The sequence below is a fragment of the Actinophytocola algeriensis genome (assembly GCF_014203735.1).
Lineage (GTDB): Bacteria > Actinomycetota > Actinomycetes > Mycobacteriales > Pseudonocardiaceae > Actinophytocola > Actinophytocola algeriensis.
Map to the genome: position 1 here is coordinate 1,101,419 of NZ_JACHJQ010000001.1, position 15,050 is coordinate 1,116,468.

At 69.0% G+C, this 15,050-nt stretch carries 15 protein-coding genes; 9 read left to right on the forward strand and 6 right to left on the reverse strand.

All coding sequences use genetic code 11. The annotated features are described in order from the left end of the window. Positions 1 to 24: 24 nt before the first annotated feature. Positions 25 to 2,010, forward strand: coding sequence for an Hsp70 family protein (locus FHR82_RS05225; RefSeq protein WP_184809036.1), 1,986 nt, complete (start codon positions 25 to 27; stop codon positions 2,008 to 2,010). Positions 2,011 to 2,012: 2 nt separating this feature from the next. Here FHR82_RS05225 and FHR82_RS05230 read toward each other — a convergent pair whose 3' ends face one another. Further along, positions 2,013 to 2,333 (reverse strand): hypothetical protein, encoded by a 321-nt coding sequence (locus FHR82_RS05230; RefSeq protein WP_184809037.1) that lies wholly within the window; start codon positions 2,331 to 2,333, stop codon positions 2,013 to 2,015. A gap of 12 nt (positions 2,334 to 2,345) precedes the next feature. On the opposite strand from FHR82_RS05230, the gene FHR82_RS05235 reads away from it, so the two are divergent. Further along, on the forward strand, positions 2,346 to 4,208 hold the full coding sequence (locus FHR82_RS05235; RefSeq protein ID WP_184809038.1) for an Hsp70 family protein: 1,863 nt from the start codon (positions 2,346 to 2,348) through the stop codon (positions 4,206 to 4,208). Positions 4,209 to 4,219: 11 nt separating this feature from the next. Here FHR82_RS05235 and FHR82_RS05240 read toward each other — a convergent pair whose 3' ends face one another. Next, on the reverse strand, positions 4,220 to 4,333 hold the full coding sequence (locus FHR82_RS05240) for an LPXTG cell wall anchor domain-containing protein (protein WP_184809039.1): 114 nt from the start codon (positions 4,331 to 4,333) through the stop codon (positions 4,220 to 4,222). Positions 4,334 to 4,378: 45 nt separating this feature from the next. On the opposite strand from FHR82_RS05240, the gene FHR82_RS05245 reads away from it, so the two are divergent. From FHR82_RS05245 to FHR82_RS05270, 6 genes are all read left to right on the forward strand, one after another. Next, positions 4,379 to 4,573: a DUF3046 domain-containing protein gene (locus FHR82_RS05245; RefSeq protein ID WP_184809040.1), complete on the forward strand. Its 195-nt coding sequence runs from the start codon at positions 4,379 to 4,381 to the stop codon at positions 4,571 to 4,573. Positions 4,574 to 4,742: 169 nt separating this feature from the next. Continuing rightward, entirely contained in the window at positions 4,743 to 5,792 is a 1,050-nt protein-coding gene (recA, locus tag FHR82_RS05250) for a recombinase RecA (protein WP_184809041.1), read from the forward strand. 3 nt (positions 5,793 to 5,795) lie between these two features. Beyond that, positions 5,796 to 6,356 carry a recombination regulator RecX gene (recX, locus tag FHR82_RS05255; protein ID WP_184809042.1) on the forward strand — a complete coding sequence of 187 codons (561 nt, stop codon included), beginning with the start codon at positions 5,796 to 5,798 and terminating at the stop codon, positions 6,354 to 6,356. A gap of 1,499 nt (positions 6,357 to 7,855) precedes the next feature. Next, positions 7,856 to 8,656 carry a succinate dehydrogenase subunit SdhC gene (gene sdhC / locus FHR82_RS05260; protein WP_184809043.1) on the forward strand — a complete coding sequence of 267 codons (801 nt, stop codon included), beginning with the start codon at positions 7,856 to 7,858 and terminating at the stop codon, positions 8,654 to 8,656. Between the two features lie 17 nt (positions 8,657 to 8,673). Further along, positions 8,674 to 10,581 carry a fumarate reductase/succinate dehydrogenase flavoprotein subunit gene (locus tag FHR82_RS05265; RefSeq protein ID WP_184809044.1) on the forward strand — a complete coding sequence of 636 codons (1,908 nt, stop codon included), beginning with the start codon at positions 8,674 to 8,676 and terminating at the stop codon, positions 10,579 to 10,581. Between the two features lie 94 nt (positions 10,582 to 10,675). After that, positions 10,676 to 11,437, forward strand: coding sequence for a succinate dehydrogenase/fumarate reductase iron-sulfur subunit (locus FHR82_RS05270; protein ID WP_184809045.1), 762 nt, complete (start codon positions 10,676 to 10,678; stop codon positions 11,435 to 11,437). A gap of 38 nt (positions 11,438 to 11,475) precedes the next feature. On the opposite strand, the gene FHR82_RS05275 is transcribed toward FHR82_RS05270, so the two are convergent. Continuing rightward, positions 11,476 to 11,886 (reverse strand): MerR family transcriptional regulator, encoded by a 411-nt coding sequence (locus FHR82_RS05275; RefSeq protein WP_184809046.1) that lies wholly within the window; start codon positions 11,884 to 11,886, stop codon positions 11,476 to 11,478. Positions 11,887 to 11,942: 56 nt separating this feature from the next. Between FHR82_RS05275 and FHR82_RS05280 the strand changes: the two genes are divergently transcribed. Beyond that, positions 11,943 to 12,641, forward strand: a complete 699-nt coding sequence (locus FHR82_RS05280) for an SDR family oxidoreductase (RefSeq protein WP_184809047.1) — start codon at positions 11,943 to 11,945, stop codon at positions 12,639 to 12,641. Here FHR82_RS05280 and FHR82_RS05285 read toward each other — a convergent pair. From FHR82_RS05285 to FHR82_RS05295, 3 genes are all read right to left on the reverse strand, one after another. Further along, positions 12,638 to 13,270, reverse strand: a complete 633-nt coding sequence (locus tag FHR82_RS05285) for a class I SAM-dependent DNA methyltransferase (RefSeq protein ID WP_184809048.1) — start codon at positions 13,268 to 13,270, stop codon at positions 12,638 to 12,640. The genes FHR82_RS05280 and FHR82_RS05285 overlap by 4 nt on opposite strands. Continuing rightward, a complete protein-coding gene (locus FHR82_RS05290; RefSeq protein WP_184809049.1) occupies positions 13,260 to 14,141 on the reverse strand; it encodes an amino acid ABC transporter permease in 882 nt (293 codons plus the stop codon). The genes FHR82_RS05285 and FHR82_RS05290 overlap by 11 nt, the downstream gene beginning before the upstream one ends. Positions 14,142 to 14,334: 193 nt before the next feature. Beyond that, positions 14,335 to 14,982 (reverse strand): amino acid ABC transporter permease, encoded by a 648-nt coding sequence (locus tag FHR82_RS05295; RefSeq protein WP_184809050.1) that lies wholly within the window; start codon positions 14,980 to 14,982, stop codon positions 14,335 to 14,337. Positions 14,983 to 15,050: the final 68 nt, after the last annotated feature.

A 15,050-nucleotide genomic window follows, 5' to 3' on the forward strand; every position in this document is an offset into this window, starting at 1 on the left:
GCGCAATGCGACGAGGGGAGAGTCGTGAACGTCCTGTCTGTGGATCTCGGCACATCGAACACGGTTGCCGTGCTGTCCGCGCACGGCAGGCCGCCGAGGGTGGTGGACGTCGACGGGGCGTCCATGATGCCGTCGGCGGTGTTCGCGGCCGAGGACGGCAACCTCGTGGTCGGCCGCGACGCGGAACGCCGTGCCCGCCTCGACCCCGCCCGCTTCGAACCCAACCCGAAACGCCGCGTCGACGAGGGCACGCTGCTGCTCGGTGACCAGGTCGTGCCGGTCACCGACGCGCTCGCCGGCGTCCTGCGGCGGGTGATCGACGAGACGTCCCGCCAGCTCGGCGGCAAGAAGCCCGACGAGGTCCGCCTCACCCACCCCGCGCAGTGGGGTCCGGTGCGGCGCAACGTGCTGCTGTCCGCCGCCCGCCAGGCAGGCATGGGCTCGAACCTCGTGCTGGTGCCCGAGCCGGTCGCCGCCGCCGCCCACTTCGCTTCCTTCCCGGGACAGACGCTCGTGCCGGGGCAGGCGCTCGCCGTGTACGACCTCGGCGCGGGCACCTTCGACGTGGCCATCGTCGGCGCGACCCAGAACGGATTCGTGGTGCTGGCCGAGGCCGGCCTTCCCGACCTCGGCGGCCTGGACGTGGACCAGGCGCTGCTCGAGCACGTCGGCCGCCAGGTCTCCGTGCGCGACCCGGGCCGCTGGCAGAGCCTGCTGCGCCCCATGTCCACCGGCGACCGGCGTGCCCAGCGCGCGCTCCGCGAGGACGTGAAGGCAGCCAAGGAGTCACTGTCCCGGCATCCGCAGACCGAGGTGCCGCTGCCGGAGCCGTTCGAGGACGTGCTGGTCACGCGGGTCGAGCTGGAGGCCCTGATCCGCCCCGGCATGCTGCGCAGCGTCGAGTTGCTGGCGGGCACCATCCGGTCCACCGGCATGACGCCGGGCCGGCTCGTCGGCATCTACCTCGTCGGCGGCTCCAGCCGCATCCCGCTGATCGCGACCCTGATCGCCGAGCAGTTGCGGGTCGTGCCCACCTCGCTCGACCAGCCGGAGACCGCTGTCGCCCTCGGCGCACACCACGTGCCGCAGGAAGGCATCACGCTGCGGACCAGCGACATCAGCAGCACGATCGAGGACGTCCAGCGCACGAGACAGGTCGTGGCGCCGCGCACCGGCGGGTTCAACGCCGGTCCGCCGAAGCCGCCGCCTCCGCAGACCGGCGGCACGCCCGCGCAGAACCCGTTCCCGAACAGCGGCCCGCAGCGCGTGCAGGGCCCGCCGAGCACCCCGACGCCGGTACCCGCGATGACGGCGGGGCCGGGCCCCACGCAGTACCCGGTGCAGCAGTCGCGCCCGCAGAGCAGGGGCTCGTCGAACAAGCCGTGGTACATCGCGACGGCCGTGGTGGCGGTCGTGGTGATCGCGGTCGTCAGCATCATCATCGCCACGTCCGGCGGTGGCGAGGGCGACACGGGCAACGTCGCGGGAGCGGACTGCTCGAGCCGCAAGGCCGACGGCGACGGCATGAGCGAGTGCATGCGCAAGGTGGCCGGTGCCGTCGTGGAGAACAACCAGTGCAAGGCGGGCGCCGCGACCGCGGGGGGCGCCCAGCCGATCGAGACGCCGGGCGCGACCGCCGCGACCTGCACGATCGACGACACGCACACCGTCATGTACATGCACTTCGGCGCGAGCGACAAGCAGGACGGCAGCGAGCTCTCCGGCGTCGACACCGCGAAGCAGTACATCGACACCGTGATCGAGCAGCTGGAAGGCATCGGCACCGGCGGCGACCCGAAGCAGGGCGACTGGGAAGGCGACGGCCTGTCCGGCACCTATGCCGCGATCGACATCGGCAGCGGCAGCGGCATGGTCCTGTTCGCGGTCAACGACTCCCCGGTGGCCGGCGCCCTGATGAACATCGACATCGGCGGCTCGGGCGACATCACCGACCTCGTCGACTACTTCGAACAGCACATCAAGCCAGGCGGTGACGGCGGCGGCTCGTAAGATCACCGTCGGTGTCCGTTGCTTTCGGTTGACCTGGGAACGTCCAACACGGTCGCGGTGCTCTCCGCCCACGGCCGTCCACCACGCGTTGTCGAAGTGGACGGCGCGGCGAACATGCCGTCGGCAGACTCGTGTTCCGCGGCGGTCGCGATCAAGGCCGACACGACCGTGGTGATCTGGCGACCGACGAGCGCGGTGGCCACCGCGACCTGGCCGAGTCGCTGCTGAGGATCGCGTTCGGGAAACTGCCCGGCGCGTGAGAATCGCGGGTCCGGACACATGGGACGGCCGGGCATGGCAGCATTCTGCTGACCAGCCAGCACGAGGGGAGAGTCGTGGCAGTCCTGTCGGTTGACCTCGGTACGTCGAACACGGTTGCCGTGCTGTCCGCGCACGGCAGGCCGCCGAGGGTGATCGAGGTGGACGGGTCCGCCACGATGCCGTCCGCGCTCTTCGCCGCCGACGACGGGAACCTCGTCGTCGGCCGGGACGCCGAGCGCCGGGCCCGCCTCGACCCCGCCCGGTTCGAGCCCAACCCGAAGCGCCGGGTCGACGAGGGCACGTTGTTGCTGGGTGACGTGGTCGTGCCGGTCACCGAGGCACTGGGCGCCGTGCTGCGCCGCGTCGCCGACGAGACCTCCCGCCAGCTCGGCGGCGCCAAGCCCGACGAGGTCCGCCTCACCCACCCCGCGCAGTGGGGTCCGGTGCGCCGCAACGTCCTCCTCGCCGCCGCCCGGCTCGCGGGCATGGGCACCAACCTCGTCCTCGTGCCGGAGCCCGTCGCGGCGGCCGCGCACTTCGCGTCCTTCCCCGGCCAGCAGCTGGGGCCGGGGCAGGCGCTCGCCGTGTACGACCTCGGTGCCGGCACCTTCGACGTCGCGATCGTCGCGGCCACCCAGACCGGCTACGTGGTGCTCGCCGAGGCCGGCCTTCCCGACCTCGGCGGCCTGGACGTGGACCAGGCGCTGCTGGAGCACGTCGGCCGCCAGGTCTCGATCCGCGACCCGGCGCGCTGGCAGAGCATCCTGCGCCCGGAGTCCACCGGCGACCGCCGTGCGCAGCGTGCGCTCCGCGAGGACGTGAAGGCCGCCAAGGAGGCACTGTCGCGCCACCCGCAGACCGAGGTGCCGCTGCCGGAGCCGTTCGAGGACGTGCTGGTCACGCGGGTCGAGCTGGAAGCGCTGATCCGGCCGAGCCTGCTGCGCAGCGTCGAGCTGCTCGCCTCGACCATCCGTTCCACGGGCATGACGCCGGACCGGCTGGTGGGCATCTACCTCGTCGGCGGTTCGAGCCGCATCCCGCTGATCGCGACCCTGATCGCCGAGCAGCTGCGCGTGGTCCCGTCCAGCCTGGACCAGCCGGAGACGGCCGTCGCGCTCGGCGCACACCACATCACGGCGGAGGGCGTCAGCCTCCGCACCGGCAACATCGGTCCGCAGGCGCCGCCGACGGGTGGTTTCCGCCAGCCGGTCATGCCGCCGCCGATGCCCCAGCAGCAGCCCGCGCCGCTGAGCCAGGCGCCGGTGGCAGGACCGCCCAGCGTGCCGACGCCGGTCGCCACACCGCAGTCGCCCGCGCTCGGCAACCCCGTGATGGGGCTGCCGAGCACCGCCGCGTTCCCCGCGCAGCCCCCGCCACCACCGGCGGGCGGTGGCGGCAGGCGCAAGATCATGCTCGGGGTGGCCGCGGTCGTGGCGCTCGCGATCGTCGCCGTCGGCGCCGTGTTCCTCCTGCAGCCGGACAGCGACCTCCCGACCGCCGAGAGCTGCGGCCAGAAGGGCGACCCCGACAACGAGGGCTTCACCGACTGCCTGCGCCAGCTCGCGGGCGGGGTGGCCGAGAGCGGCGACTGCAAACCGGCCGAGCGCGACACCAACGCGGACGTCACGTGCTCGCTGCCCGACAGCTACCAGGTCAGCTATGCCCACGTCGCGTCGGTGCAGGACGCGCAGAAGCTCGCCAACACCGAGTTGGGCGACATGACCGACGGCGACCACGTCGAGGCCCAGTGGAAGGGCAACGGCCTGGACGGCCGCTGGCGGGCAGGCGTGACCGGCGGTACCGGCGTGCTCGTGTTCACCGTCGCGGACCGCCCGCTGGTCGGCTGGCTGTCCAGGACCGAGCTGCGTTCCTCGGACGACTTCACCCCGGACGTGCTCGGCGACTACTTCGCGGAGCACGTCCAGCCCGGCACCTGACCTGGCTGTACCTAGCGCCTGCGGCGCAGCGCCATCACACCGATCACGATCGCCGCCACCAGGCCGCCGATGATGGCGATGTCGATCAGGATCGACTCGAGGCCGGTCGGTTCAAGCTGCACCATGACCGGATTCTCCCAGACCCCGGCGGGCTCGTAGGCTTGCCACCGATGCGTATCACGGTGTTCCGCAAGCTCATGGCCAACGAGTTCGGCGACGTGCGGGCCGACATGCTCGCCCGCGACCACGTGTTCAGCTCACTGGGCGGCCGCACGGTGGACCAGGCGCTGGAGGCCGGACAGGAGCCGAAGGAGATCTGGCGCGCGGTGTGCGACGCGTTCGAGGTGCCGTTCGAGCGACGGTAGCCTTCCGGCGTGTCGGCGTCGGCTCGAACAGGCGTTCGGCTAGCCTGTTGTCCACAACCGGGTGAGTTGTCCACAGACCAGGCCCCTCAGCCCAAAATTGTCGGTGCTTGCCGTTAGCGTCGCCGGCGTGAGTGCAAAGCGGTCTAAAAACAACCAAGGTGGATCTCAGATGGCACCAGCAGCACCCGATCGCGCGAAGGCGTTGGACCTGGCCCTCGCCCAGATCGACAAGAACTTCGGCAAGGGCTCGGTCATGCGTCTCGGCGACGAGAGCCGGGCGCCGATCGAGATCATCCCGACCGGGTCCATCGCGCTGGACGTGGCGCTGGGCATCGGCGGTCTGCCCCGCGGCCGGGTCGTGGAGATCTACGGCCCTGAGTCGTCCGGTAAGACGTCGCTGGCCCTGCACGCGGTCGCCAACGCCCAGCGGGGCGGCGGCATCGCGGCGTTCATCGACGCGGAGCACGCGCTCGACCCCGAGTACGCCAAGAACCTGGGCGTCGACACCGACGCGCTGCTGGTGTCCCAGCCGGACACCGGTGAGCAGGCGCTGGAGATCGCGGACATGCTGATCCGCTCCGGCGCGCTCGACATCCTCGTCATCGACTCCGTGGCGGCCCTCGTGCCCCGCGCCGAGATCGAGGGCGAGATGGGCGACAACCACGTCGGTCTGCAGGCGCGCCTCATGAGCCAGGCGCTCCGCAAGATCGCGGGCGCGCTCAGCAACTCCGGCACGACCGCGATCTTCATCAACCAGCTGCGCGAGAAGATCGGCGTCATGTTCGGCTCGCCGGAGACCACGACGGGTGGCAAGGCGCTGAAGTTCTACGCGTCGGTGCGCCTGGACGTCCGCCGCATCGAGACGCTGAAGGACGGCGGCGAGGCGGTCGGTAACCGGACCCGCGTCAAGGTCGTGAAGAACAAGGTCGCGCCGCCGTTCAAGCAGGCCGAGTTCGACATCCTCTACGGCAAGGGCGTCTCCCGCGAGGGCTCGCTCATCGACATGGGCGTCGAGCACGGCATCGTGCGCAAGTCCGGCGCGTGGTACACGTACGAGGGCGACCAGCTCGGCCAGGGCAAGGAGAACGCGCGGAAGTTCCTGCTCGAGAACCCGGACATCGCCAACGAGATCGAGAAGCGGATCAAGGACAAGCTCGGCATCGGCGCGAAGCTCGACGCCGATGCCACCGAGCCGGCCCCCGCCCCGGTGGACTTCTAGCCGGTGGCAGGCCGTCGAGGAAGCCGGAGGCCGAACGACGACTCGACCTCCGGCGCTGACCAGCACGCCCCCAAGCCGCCGGAAGACCCGGTACAGCAGGCGAAGGACATCTGCCTGCGCCTGCTGACCGTGCGTCCCCGGACACAGGTGGAGCTGGCGCAGGCCCTCGCCCGCAAGGGCATCGAAGAGGACGTGGCGTCGAAGGTGCTGCACCGCCTCGACGAGGTAGGCCTGATCGACGACGCCGCGTTCGCCGAGGTGTGGGTCCGCTCCCGCCACAACTTCCAGGGCCTGAGCCGCCGCGCACTGGCCATGGAACTGCGGCGAAAGGGCGTCGCCGACGAGTCCGCGGAAGAAGCTCTGGCCACCGTGGACTCGGAGGCGGAGGAGGACCGGGCGCGGCAACTGGTACGCAAACGCATGCGATCGCTGTCCGACACTGACGAGTCGGCCAAAGTCCGCAAACTGGTGGGGATGCTGGCTCGGAAGGGGTACGCGCAGGGGCTCGCGTACCGAGTGGTGAAGGACGAACTACGGACTTCGTTACTCGACGACGCTTTGTGAGGTTGTTGGGCGGTGTCCGGGCTGGGGTGGGCCGGGTGCGGCACCGGGGCCAGGGGGCCGGGTGCCGGGTGCGGGGGTTGGGCCGGGGGGCGTGGGGGATGAGTTGGCAAGCGGGGTGCGTCTTGCTGCCGGGTTGACGCTTGTCAGTGGGCGGCCTGCTCTCTGTTCTTCGTAGGGTGCTCGCGTTCGGCGGGGTGGGCGGGGGTGGGTTGCGTCGCCTGCTTCCTGTCCGGGTTCGCTTCGCTTGCCAAGTCTCCCGTGCCTCGCGTTTGCTTCGCTCTCGTTCATCGGGAGCTGACGTTCGGTTCCCGCGCTTCTGGGCTCAGGCGACGGTCTCGGCGCTTCGCCTCTCGGCCGTCGTGGGTTGCCGGTTTGTCGGCAGGGCGCCCATCCGCCTGCACCGGGTTGCCGCCTCGCGACGGCCGCTGTGTCGCCGGTTCGATGCTGTGGCAGTGCGGATCGTCACCGCGACCTTCATCACTCGGCCCCCTCGGGCGGTCGCCGAGTGCGGTGCCGCCCCTCGGAGCGGGCCCCTGCGATGAGTCTCTCGGCACGCGGCTTCGCCACGTTTCCGGTCTGCCGCATCCGTCCCTTCACCGCTCCGCTGCTTGAAGCTCGCCGCGTTGCCGGTTCGCCGCGTCGTCCTTCGGCTTTGTCAGGCTCGCCGGTTCGCCGTCGAGCCGCGGGCACGGCGAGCGTCTCGCCGGTGGTGCTCACTGTGCGCCGTCGGCTCATTCGGCCCTCGTCGCTCCCCGGTCTCTCCATGGGCTTCGGGTCGTCGTTCGGTTCTTGCGTTGTGCCTCCCCGGGCCTTGCTGCTCGGCTCAGCGTCTGCGCGCATCGCCGTACCCATGGCGGGCTTTCCGTGTCATGACTCGTCATTGCTCCGCATACTTGGGTTACTCGTGAGTATTTTGCTTGCATGGCCGCGTTTCTCCTGGTCGGCCGGTTGTCGCACTGTCCTGACGCGACCGTTCCGACGTGTCACCCCGTTGAAGGTTCACCGAATCGCAACCTCGCTCACCGGCTCTCTTCTTGGCTTCTTCTGTCGTCTTCTTGATCGATCGCGTGATTTGGGCCATGTGTTTAGGGCTGCCTAACTCTGCGTTGCATTCTGTATGCAATGCGTTCTGCTAAACCGGAGCGAAGCCGGAATTCAGCGTAGGGAAGCCGAATTCCGGGCTCCCCGAGCGAACGCCACCGGCGCGGAGTACGGTCTCCCGGTGGTGCCCTCGCCGGGCGTGCCCCAGGACACCTTGTGTACAGGCCGCCGACCGGCGCTTTCCCAGCGTGTGGTACTTCTCCTCTTGCCACCGACGGCACAGTTGGCGGCTCGGCGGTCGTCTCCCGCGGCGGCGTCGCCGGAGGTGAGCAGACCGTAGGAAGGTGCCGACGATGCCGACCCATCGCGCACCGGGGTGTGACACGCGGAACGCCGCCACTGGCACAGATCGCGGTTAGTCTCTGACAAACAAATCGTTCCGAAGTCGAGGACAAACAATGAAGGCAGGCGTCGGTGCCCCCGATCGGGCGCAAATATCCGAGCGCACGTATCGGACCGACCGTTGGTGGGCCTACCCGCTGAGCACTGGCGGGATCCTGCTGTTCTTCACGGCGTACGCGCTGGTCCGCTACTTCATGAACAACTACTACTGGGCGCCGGAGGAGCACTACCTCACGCCCCTGTACTCGCCGTGCGTCAACGCGGCCTGCGTGCCGGGCTCCAGCCACTTCGGCACGTTCATCCCGTCCTACGCGTCGTGGATCCCGCTCGGCATCATCACGTTCCTGGTGCTGCTGGGCTTCCGGGCGACCTGCTACTACTACCGCAAGGCCGCCTACCGGTCGCTGATGTTCTCGCCCGCGGCGTGCGCGGTGCCGGAGCCGGCCAAGAAGTACTCCGGCGAGAACAAGTTCCCGTACGTCGTGACCAACGGGCACCGGTACTTCTTCTACGCGGCGCTGATCTTCGCCTGCATCAACATCTACGACGCGGTGCTTGCCTTCCACGGCAAGAACGGCGGCATCGGCATGGGTCTCGGCACGGTGATCATCCTGATCAACGTCGTCGCGCTGGTGGCCTACACCCTGTCGTGTCACGCGTGCAGGCACATCATCGGCGGCAAGCTGAAGCACTTCTCGAAGCACCCGCTGCGCTACCGCTACTGGCAGTTCGTGTCCAAGCTCAACCCCCGCCACGGCCAGTTCGCCATGATCTCGCTCTTCACGGTGATCATCACGGACGCGTACATCATGGCGGTGTCGGCCGACTGGATCACCGATCTGCGGATCTTCAACTGAGGGACTGAGAAGGAACCATGGTTCAGGTTCAGGTCGAGCGATTCGACTACGACGTCATCGTCATCGGTGCCGGTGGTGCCGGGCTCCGCGCCGCCATCGAGGCCAGGCAGCAGGGCAAGAAGACCGCGATCATCTCGAAGTCGCTCTTCGGCAAGGCCCACACCGTCATGGCCGAGGGCGGTTGCGCCGCCTCGATGGGCAACGTCAACGAGAAGGACAACTGGCAGGTCCACTTCCGCGACACCATGCGCGGCGGGAAGTTCCTCAACAACTGGCGGATGGCCGAGCTCCACGCCAAGGAGGCCCCCGAGCGCGTCTGGGAGCTGGAGACCTACGGTGCGCTGTTCGACCGCACCAAGGACGGCAAGATCAGCCAGCGCAACTTCGGCGGCCACACCTACCCCCGCCTCGCGCACGTCGGTGACCGCACCGGCCTCGAGATGATCCGCACCATGCAGCAGAAGATCGTCTCGCTGCAGCAGGAGGACTTCGCCGAGACCGGTGACTACGAGTCGCACCTCAAGGTCTTCTCCGAGTGCACCGTCACCGAGCTGATCAAGGACGGCGACCGGATCGCTGGCGCGTTCGCCTACTGGCGCGACTCCGGCAAGTTCGTGCTGTTCTCCGCGCCGGCCATCGTGCTGGCGACCGGTGGCATCGGCAAGTCGTTCAAGGTCACCTCGAACTCCTGGGAGTACACCGGCGACGGCCACGCGCTGGCACTGCGCGCGGGCGCGACGCTGATCAACATGGAGTTCGTCCAGTTCCACCCGACCGGCATGGTCTGGCCGCCGTCGGTGAAGGGCATCCTGGTCACCGAGGGCGTCCGCGGTGACGGCGGTGTCCTGAAGAACTCCGACGGCAAGCGCTTCATGTTCGAGTACATCCCGGACGTGTTCAAGGGCCAGTACGCGGAGACCGAGCAGGAGGCCGACGGCTGGTACGCCGACCAGGACAACAACCGCCGCACCCCCGACCTGCTGCCCCGCGACGAGGTCGCCCGCGCGATCAACTCCGAGGTCAAGGCCGGCCGCGGTTCACCGCACGGCGGCGTGTTCCTGGACATCGCGAGCCGTCTCCCGGCCGAGGAGATCCGCCGCCGCCTGCCGTCGATGTACCACCAGTTCAAGGAACTGGCCGATGTGGACATCACCGCGCAGCCCATGGAGGTCGGTCCGACCTGCCACTACGTCATGGGTGGCGTCGAGGTCGACCCCGACACCGCGTCGTCGATCGTGCCGGGCCTGTTCGCGGCCGGTGAGGTCGCGGGCGGCATGCACGGCTCCAACCGCCTCGGCGGCAACTCGCTGTCCGACCTGATCGTGTTCGGCCGCCGCGCGGGACTCGGCGCGGCCGAGTACATCGACGCGCTCGAGCAGCGTCCGAAGATCTCCGAGTCCGATGTGGACGGCGCGGCGGCACGTGCGGTGAGCCCGTTCGACTTCCCCAGCTCCGGGCAGGCCGAGAACCCGTACTCGATCCACGCCGAGCTGCAGCAGTCGATGAACGACCTCGTCGGCATCATCCGCAAGGAAGAGGAAGTCCAGGCGGCGCTGGACAAGCTGGCCGAGCTCAAGGAGCGGGCGAAGCTCGTCGCAGTCGAGGGCCGCCGCGAGTTCAACCCGGGCTGGCACCTCGCGATCGACCTGCGCAACATGCTGCTCGTCAGCGAGTGCGTCGCCAAGGCCGCGCTCCTGCGCACGGAGAGCCGCGGTGGGCACACCCGCGACGACTTCCCCGGCATGGACTCCAAGTGGCGCAACACCTTGCTGGTGTGCGAGGCCTACGACGACGGTGCGCGGGTCACGCCCAAGGAGCAGGTGCCGATGCGCGAGGACCTGCTGGAGCTGTTCGAGCTGTCCGAGCTCGAGAAGTACTACACAGACGGCGAGCTGGCCGACCACCCGCAGAGGAGTGGCTCATGAGCGGAGCTCGCGGAGCTGGCGGAGCGAGTCATCGAACAGAGCATCAAAGCTGGGCGACCCGCGAGCGGCCGCTCGGAGCCTGCGAGGAGCGGTCATGAGTTACAAGGGCAACTTCAAGGTCTGGCGTGGTGACGCCGACGGCGGTGACCTGGAGGACTACGTCGTCGAGGTCAACGAGGGTGAGGTCATCCTCGACATCATCCACCGCCTGCAGGCCACGCAGGCGCCGGACCTCGCCGTGCGCTGGAACTGCAAGGCGGGCAAGTGCGGCTCGTGCTCCGCGGAGATCAACGGCATGCCGCGCCTGATGTGCATGACGCGCATGTCGGTGTTCTCCGAGTCCGAGACGATCACCGTCACGCCACTGCGCACGTTCCCGGTGATCCGCGACCTCGTCACCGACGTGTCCTTCAACTACGAGAAGGCACGGGAGATCCCGTCGTTCGCGCCGCCGAAGAACCTCGGTCTCGGCGAGTACCGGATGAAGCAGCAGGACGTCGAGCGCTCGCAGGAGTTCCGCAAGTGCATCGAGTGCTTCCTGTGCCAGAACACCTGCCACGTCATCCGTGACCACGAGGAGAACAAGGAGAACTTCGCCGGTCCGCGTTACCTCATGCGGATCGCGGAGCTCGAGATGCACCCCCTCGACGAGGCCGACCGCGAGCGCGCCGCGCAGGAGGAGCACGGCCTCGGGTACTGCAACATCACCAAGTGCTGCACCGAGGTGTGCCCAGAGCACATCAAGATCACCGACAACGCGCTGATCCCGATGAAGGAGCGCGTGGTCGACCGCAAGTACGACCCGGTGGTGTGGCTGGGCAACAAGCTGTTCCGCCGCAGCGGCAGCCGTCACTGACGTAGCGCCGTCACCCAGGACAGTTCACGCAGGACAGTTCACACAGGAGCCGTGCGACCCCGGTCGCGCGGCTCCTGCGCTTTCAGGCGGGGGCAGGGCACGCCCGCCATCGACGCCCTGGACGTGGCGATCGCGGTGTCCAGTTGGTCCCTGGTGCTCAGCAGGTCCTGGAGCTGCCGGTCGATGCGCGCGCGTTCGGACTCCAGCAGGTCCAGCACCTCGGGGCGGACCTCTCCGCTCTCCAGGCAGGGCATCAGCGTCAGGACCGTCTTGCTGGACAACCCCGCCGAGTACAGCTGCTGGATCCGCAGGACCCGTTCGACCGCGTCCTGTCCGTAGTGCCGCTGCCCGCTCGGACTGCGGTCCGACCTGAGCAGCTTCTGTTCCTCGTAGTAGCGCAGCGCCCGCACGCTCACGCCGGTCCGCTCCGCCAGTTCCCCGATGCGCACGAGTGGCTCCCGTCACCTTGCCCCTGACGTCAACGTCAGGTTCTAGCGTAGACCTCATGAAGATCGAAGACTCCGTCGCGCTCGTCACCGGCGCCAACCGCGGTCTGGGCAGGCACTTCGCGGAAGCCCTCCTGCGCCGTGGCGCCAAGGTCTACGCGACCGCACGCAACCCCGAAGCCGTCGACCTGCCGGGCGTCGAGGTGCTGCGCCTCGACGTCACGGACCCGCGCACGATCGCCGCCGCGGCAGCCGCCGCACCCGACGTCACGCTGCTCGTCAACAACGCGGGCACCAACACCTTCCAGAACCTCGTCGCGGGCGACCGCGACAAGATCCGCCTCGACATGGACACGCACTTCTACGGCACGCTCGACGTGGTGCGGGCGTTCGCGCCGGTACTGACCCGCAACGGCGGCGGCGCGATCCTGAACGTCCTGTCGGCGATGTCGTGGTTCGCCTTCGACGGCGCCGGTTCCTACGGCGCGGCCAAGTCGGCCCAGTGGGGCCTGACCAACTCCATCCGCCTCGAGCTGGCCCCACAGGGCATCGCGGTGACCGGCCTGCACCTGTCCAGCACGGACACCGAGATGGTGGCCGCGTTCGACATCCCCAAGACCGACCCGGCCGACGTCGTCGCGACCGCGCTCGACGGGGTGGAGGCCGGCCTCATCGAGATCATCGCCGACAGCGACACCGCCGTGGTCAAGGCCGCGCTGGCGGGCGATCCGGCTGCGTTGTACGCGCAGCTCGCCTAAGCGGGCTTCCTGGCGATCAGGAAGGCCTGCGGGGTCCGCTCGCTCTCCCGGGCCACGCGGACGGTCGTGACCTCCACCGGCACCCCCGCGTCGGCCAGCAGCGCCGCCATCTTCTCCGGGCGGCGGCGGTGGAAGACGAGGTCCAGCTCGTGCCCGAGCGCCGACGTCAGGTGCATCGGTTCGTCGCCGATCTGGAAAGCGAGCATGAGGGGCCCGCCCGGCCGCAGCACGCGCGCCAGCTCCGACAGCGCCGTCGGCAGCAGGTCGTCCGGGACGTGGATCGTCGAGTAGAACGCGAGCACCCCGGCGAACGCGCCGTCGGCGTGGGGGAGGGCGAGCATCGACGCTTCCTCGAACTCCACGTCCGGGCAGGTCCGCCGGGCCACGTCGAGCATCCCGGGCGACAGGTCCACACCGGTGACGGCAACCCCGAGGTCGTGCAGGTACGCCGTCGCGAGACCCGTGCCGCACCCGACTTCGAGCACCGGCCCGTCCACCAGCGACGCGAACAGCTCGAGCGAGCGGCACTCCACGGGCAGGTTCGCCAGCTCATCGCGGAAGTGGTCCGCGTAAGCGACGGCGACCCGGTCGTAGGAAGACCGGGTCGCCGTCAGGAAATCAGTTGCCACTCGTCCGACCCGCCAGGACCGCGGCCTCGAGGTCCTTGGTGGGGCCACCTTCGAGTTCGATGTGCTTCTTGCTGCGCCGCTCCCGCTTCTGCAGGTAGTTGGCGAGCCAGGTCAGCAGCAGGCAGAGGCCGATGTAGATCCCGGCCACGACCAGCGCGGTCGGCACGAACGGCCTGCTGAACAGCCCGTCACCGCCGATGCGCTGCGCGAACCGCAGCAGCTCCTCGTAGGTGATGAGGAAGCCGAGCGCGGTGTCCTTCAGCAGCACGACCAGCTGGCTGATGATCGTCGGCATCATCGACCGCAGCGCCTGCGGCAGCAGGATCAGGACCATGACCTGCGTCTTGCGCATGCCCAGCGCGTACGCGGCCTCGGACTGGCCGCGCGGCAGCGCCAGGATGCCCGCGCGGAACACCTCCGCGAGCACCGAGCCGTTGTAGAGCATGAGGCCCAGCACCACGGCCATGTACGGCGACATGCTGACGCCGACCGCGGGCAGGCCGTAGTAGAAGAGGAACATCATGATCAGCAGCGGGATGGCCCGGAACAGCTCCACGACGAACGTGGACACCCGCCGGATCGACTTGTGTTCCGACAGGCGGCCCGCGGCGAAGATCGCACCGAACAGCAGCGCCAGCACGGCACCCAGGGCGAACGCCTGCAGCGTCGACAGGACCGCCGAGATCAGGTCCTCCTGGATCTTCGTGTACTGGATCCACTCCCACTTGCGGCCGGTGAACTGGCCGCTGTCGTAGAAGCGCCAGCCGACGTAGGCGACGATCCCGGCGAGCACGAGGGCGCCGAGCACCGCGAAGATCCGGTGGCGCGCGCGGGCCCTCGGCCCGGGGGCGTCGAACAGGATGTTGCTCATGACCGCACCTCGCAGGCTCCGAGCGTCCGCTGGCGGGCCACCCAGCTCTGATGGTTCACTCCGCGAGCTCCGTCGCCCCGATGGTTCACTCGGCGAGCTCCGTCGCCCCGATGGTTCACTCCGCGAGCTCCGTCGCCCCGAAGGTTCACTCCGCAAGCTCCGTTGCCCCGATGGTTCACTCCGCAAGCTCCGTTCACCGGGCCACGCTCCAACGCTTCTCGAGGGTCCGCTGCACCAGCGTCAGCACCATGACCAGGACGATGAAGCCCAGGGACACCCACAGGAGGCCGACCAGCTGGTTCTCCCCGTCGTCGGAGAGCACGGACCGGATCCGGCCCGCCTCGGGGACGGAGAAACCGGCGGCGATCGTGGTGTTCTTCAGCAGGGCGATCAGCGTGCTCACCAGCGGCGGCACCACCGACCGCAGCGCTTGCGGGAGGATGATCTCCGCCAGCGACTGGCCGAACGTCAGGCCGAGCGCGCGGGCGGCCTCCGCCTGGCCGAGCGGCACCGTGTTGATGCCGGACCGCACGACCTCGCAGATGAACGCCGAGGTGTACACCGAGAGCGCGACCACCGCGGCGGTGAAGAAGGACATCTCGATGATGTCCAGGTACGGGTAGGCGAAGACGAAGAACAGGAACACCAGCGTCAGCGGGGTGTTCCGCACGACGGTCACGTAGAGCGTGCCGGCCGCGCGGAACACCGGCACGGGACTGACCCGCAGCATCGCGAGGAACACGCCGAACACCAGTGACGCGACGCCTGCGAGCAGGAACAACTCGATCGTGGTGAGGAAGCCGTCACGGAACAACGGCCAATAGTCGATCAGTATGTTCATCGGGCCTTCCCCGCCGGGTGGTTGGGTGTTGACGACGATGGGTGGCCACCGATACGCGGTGACCACCC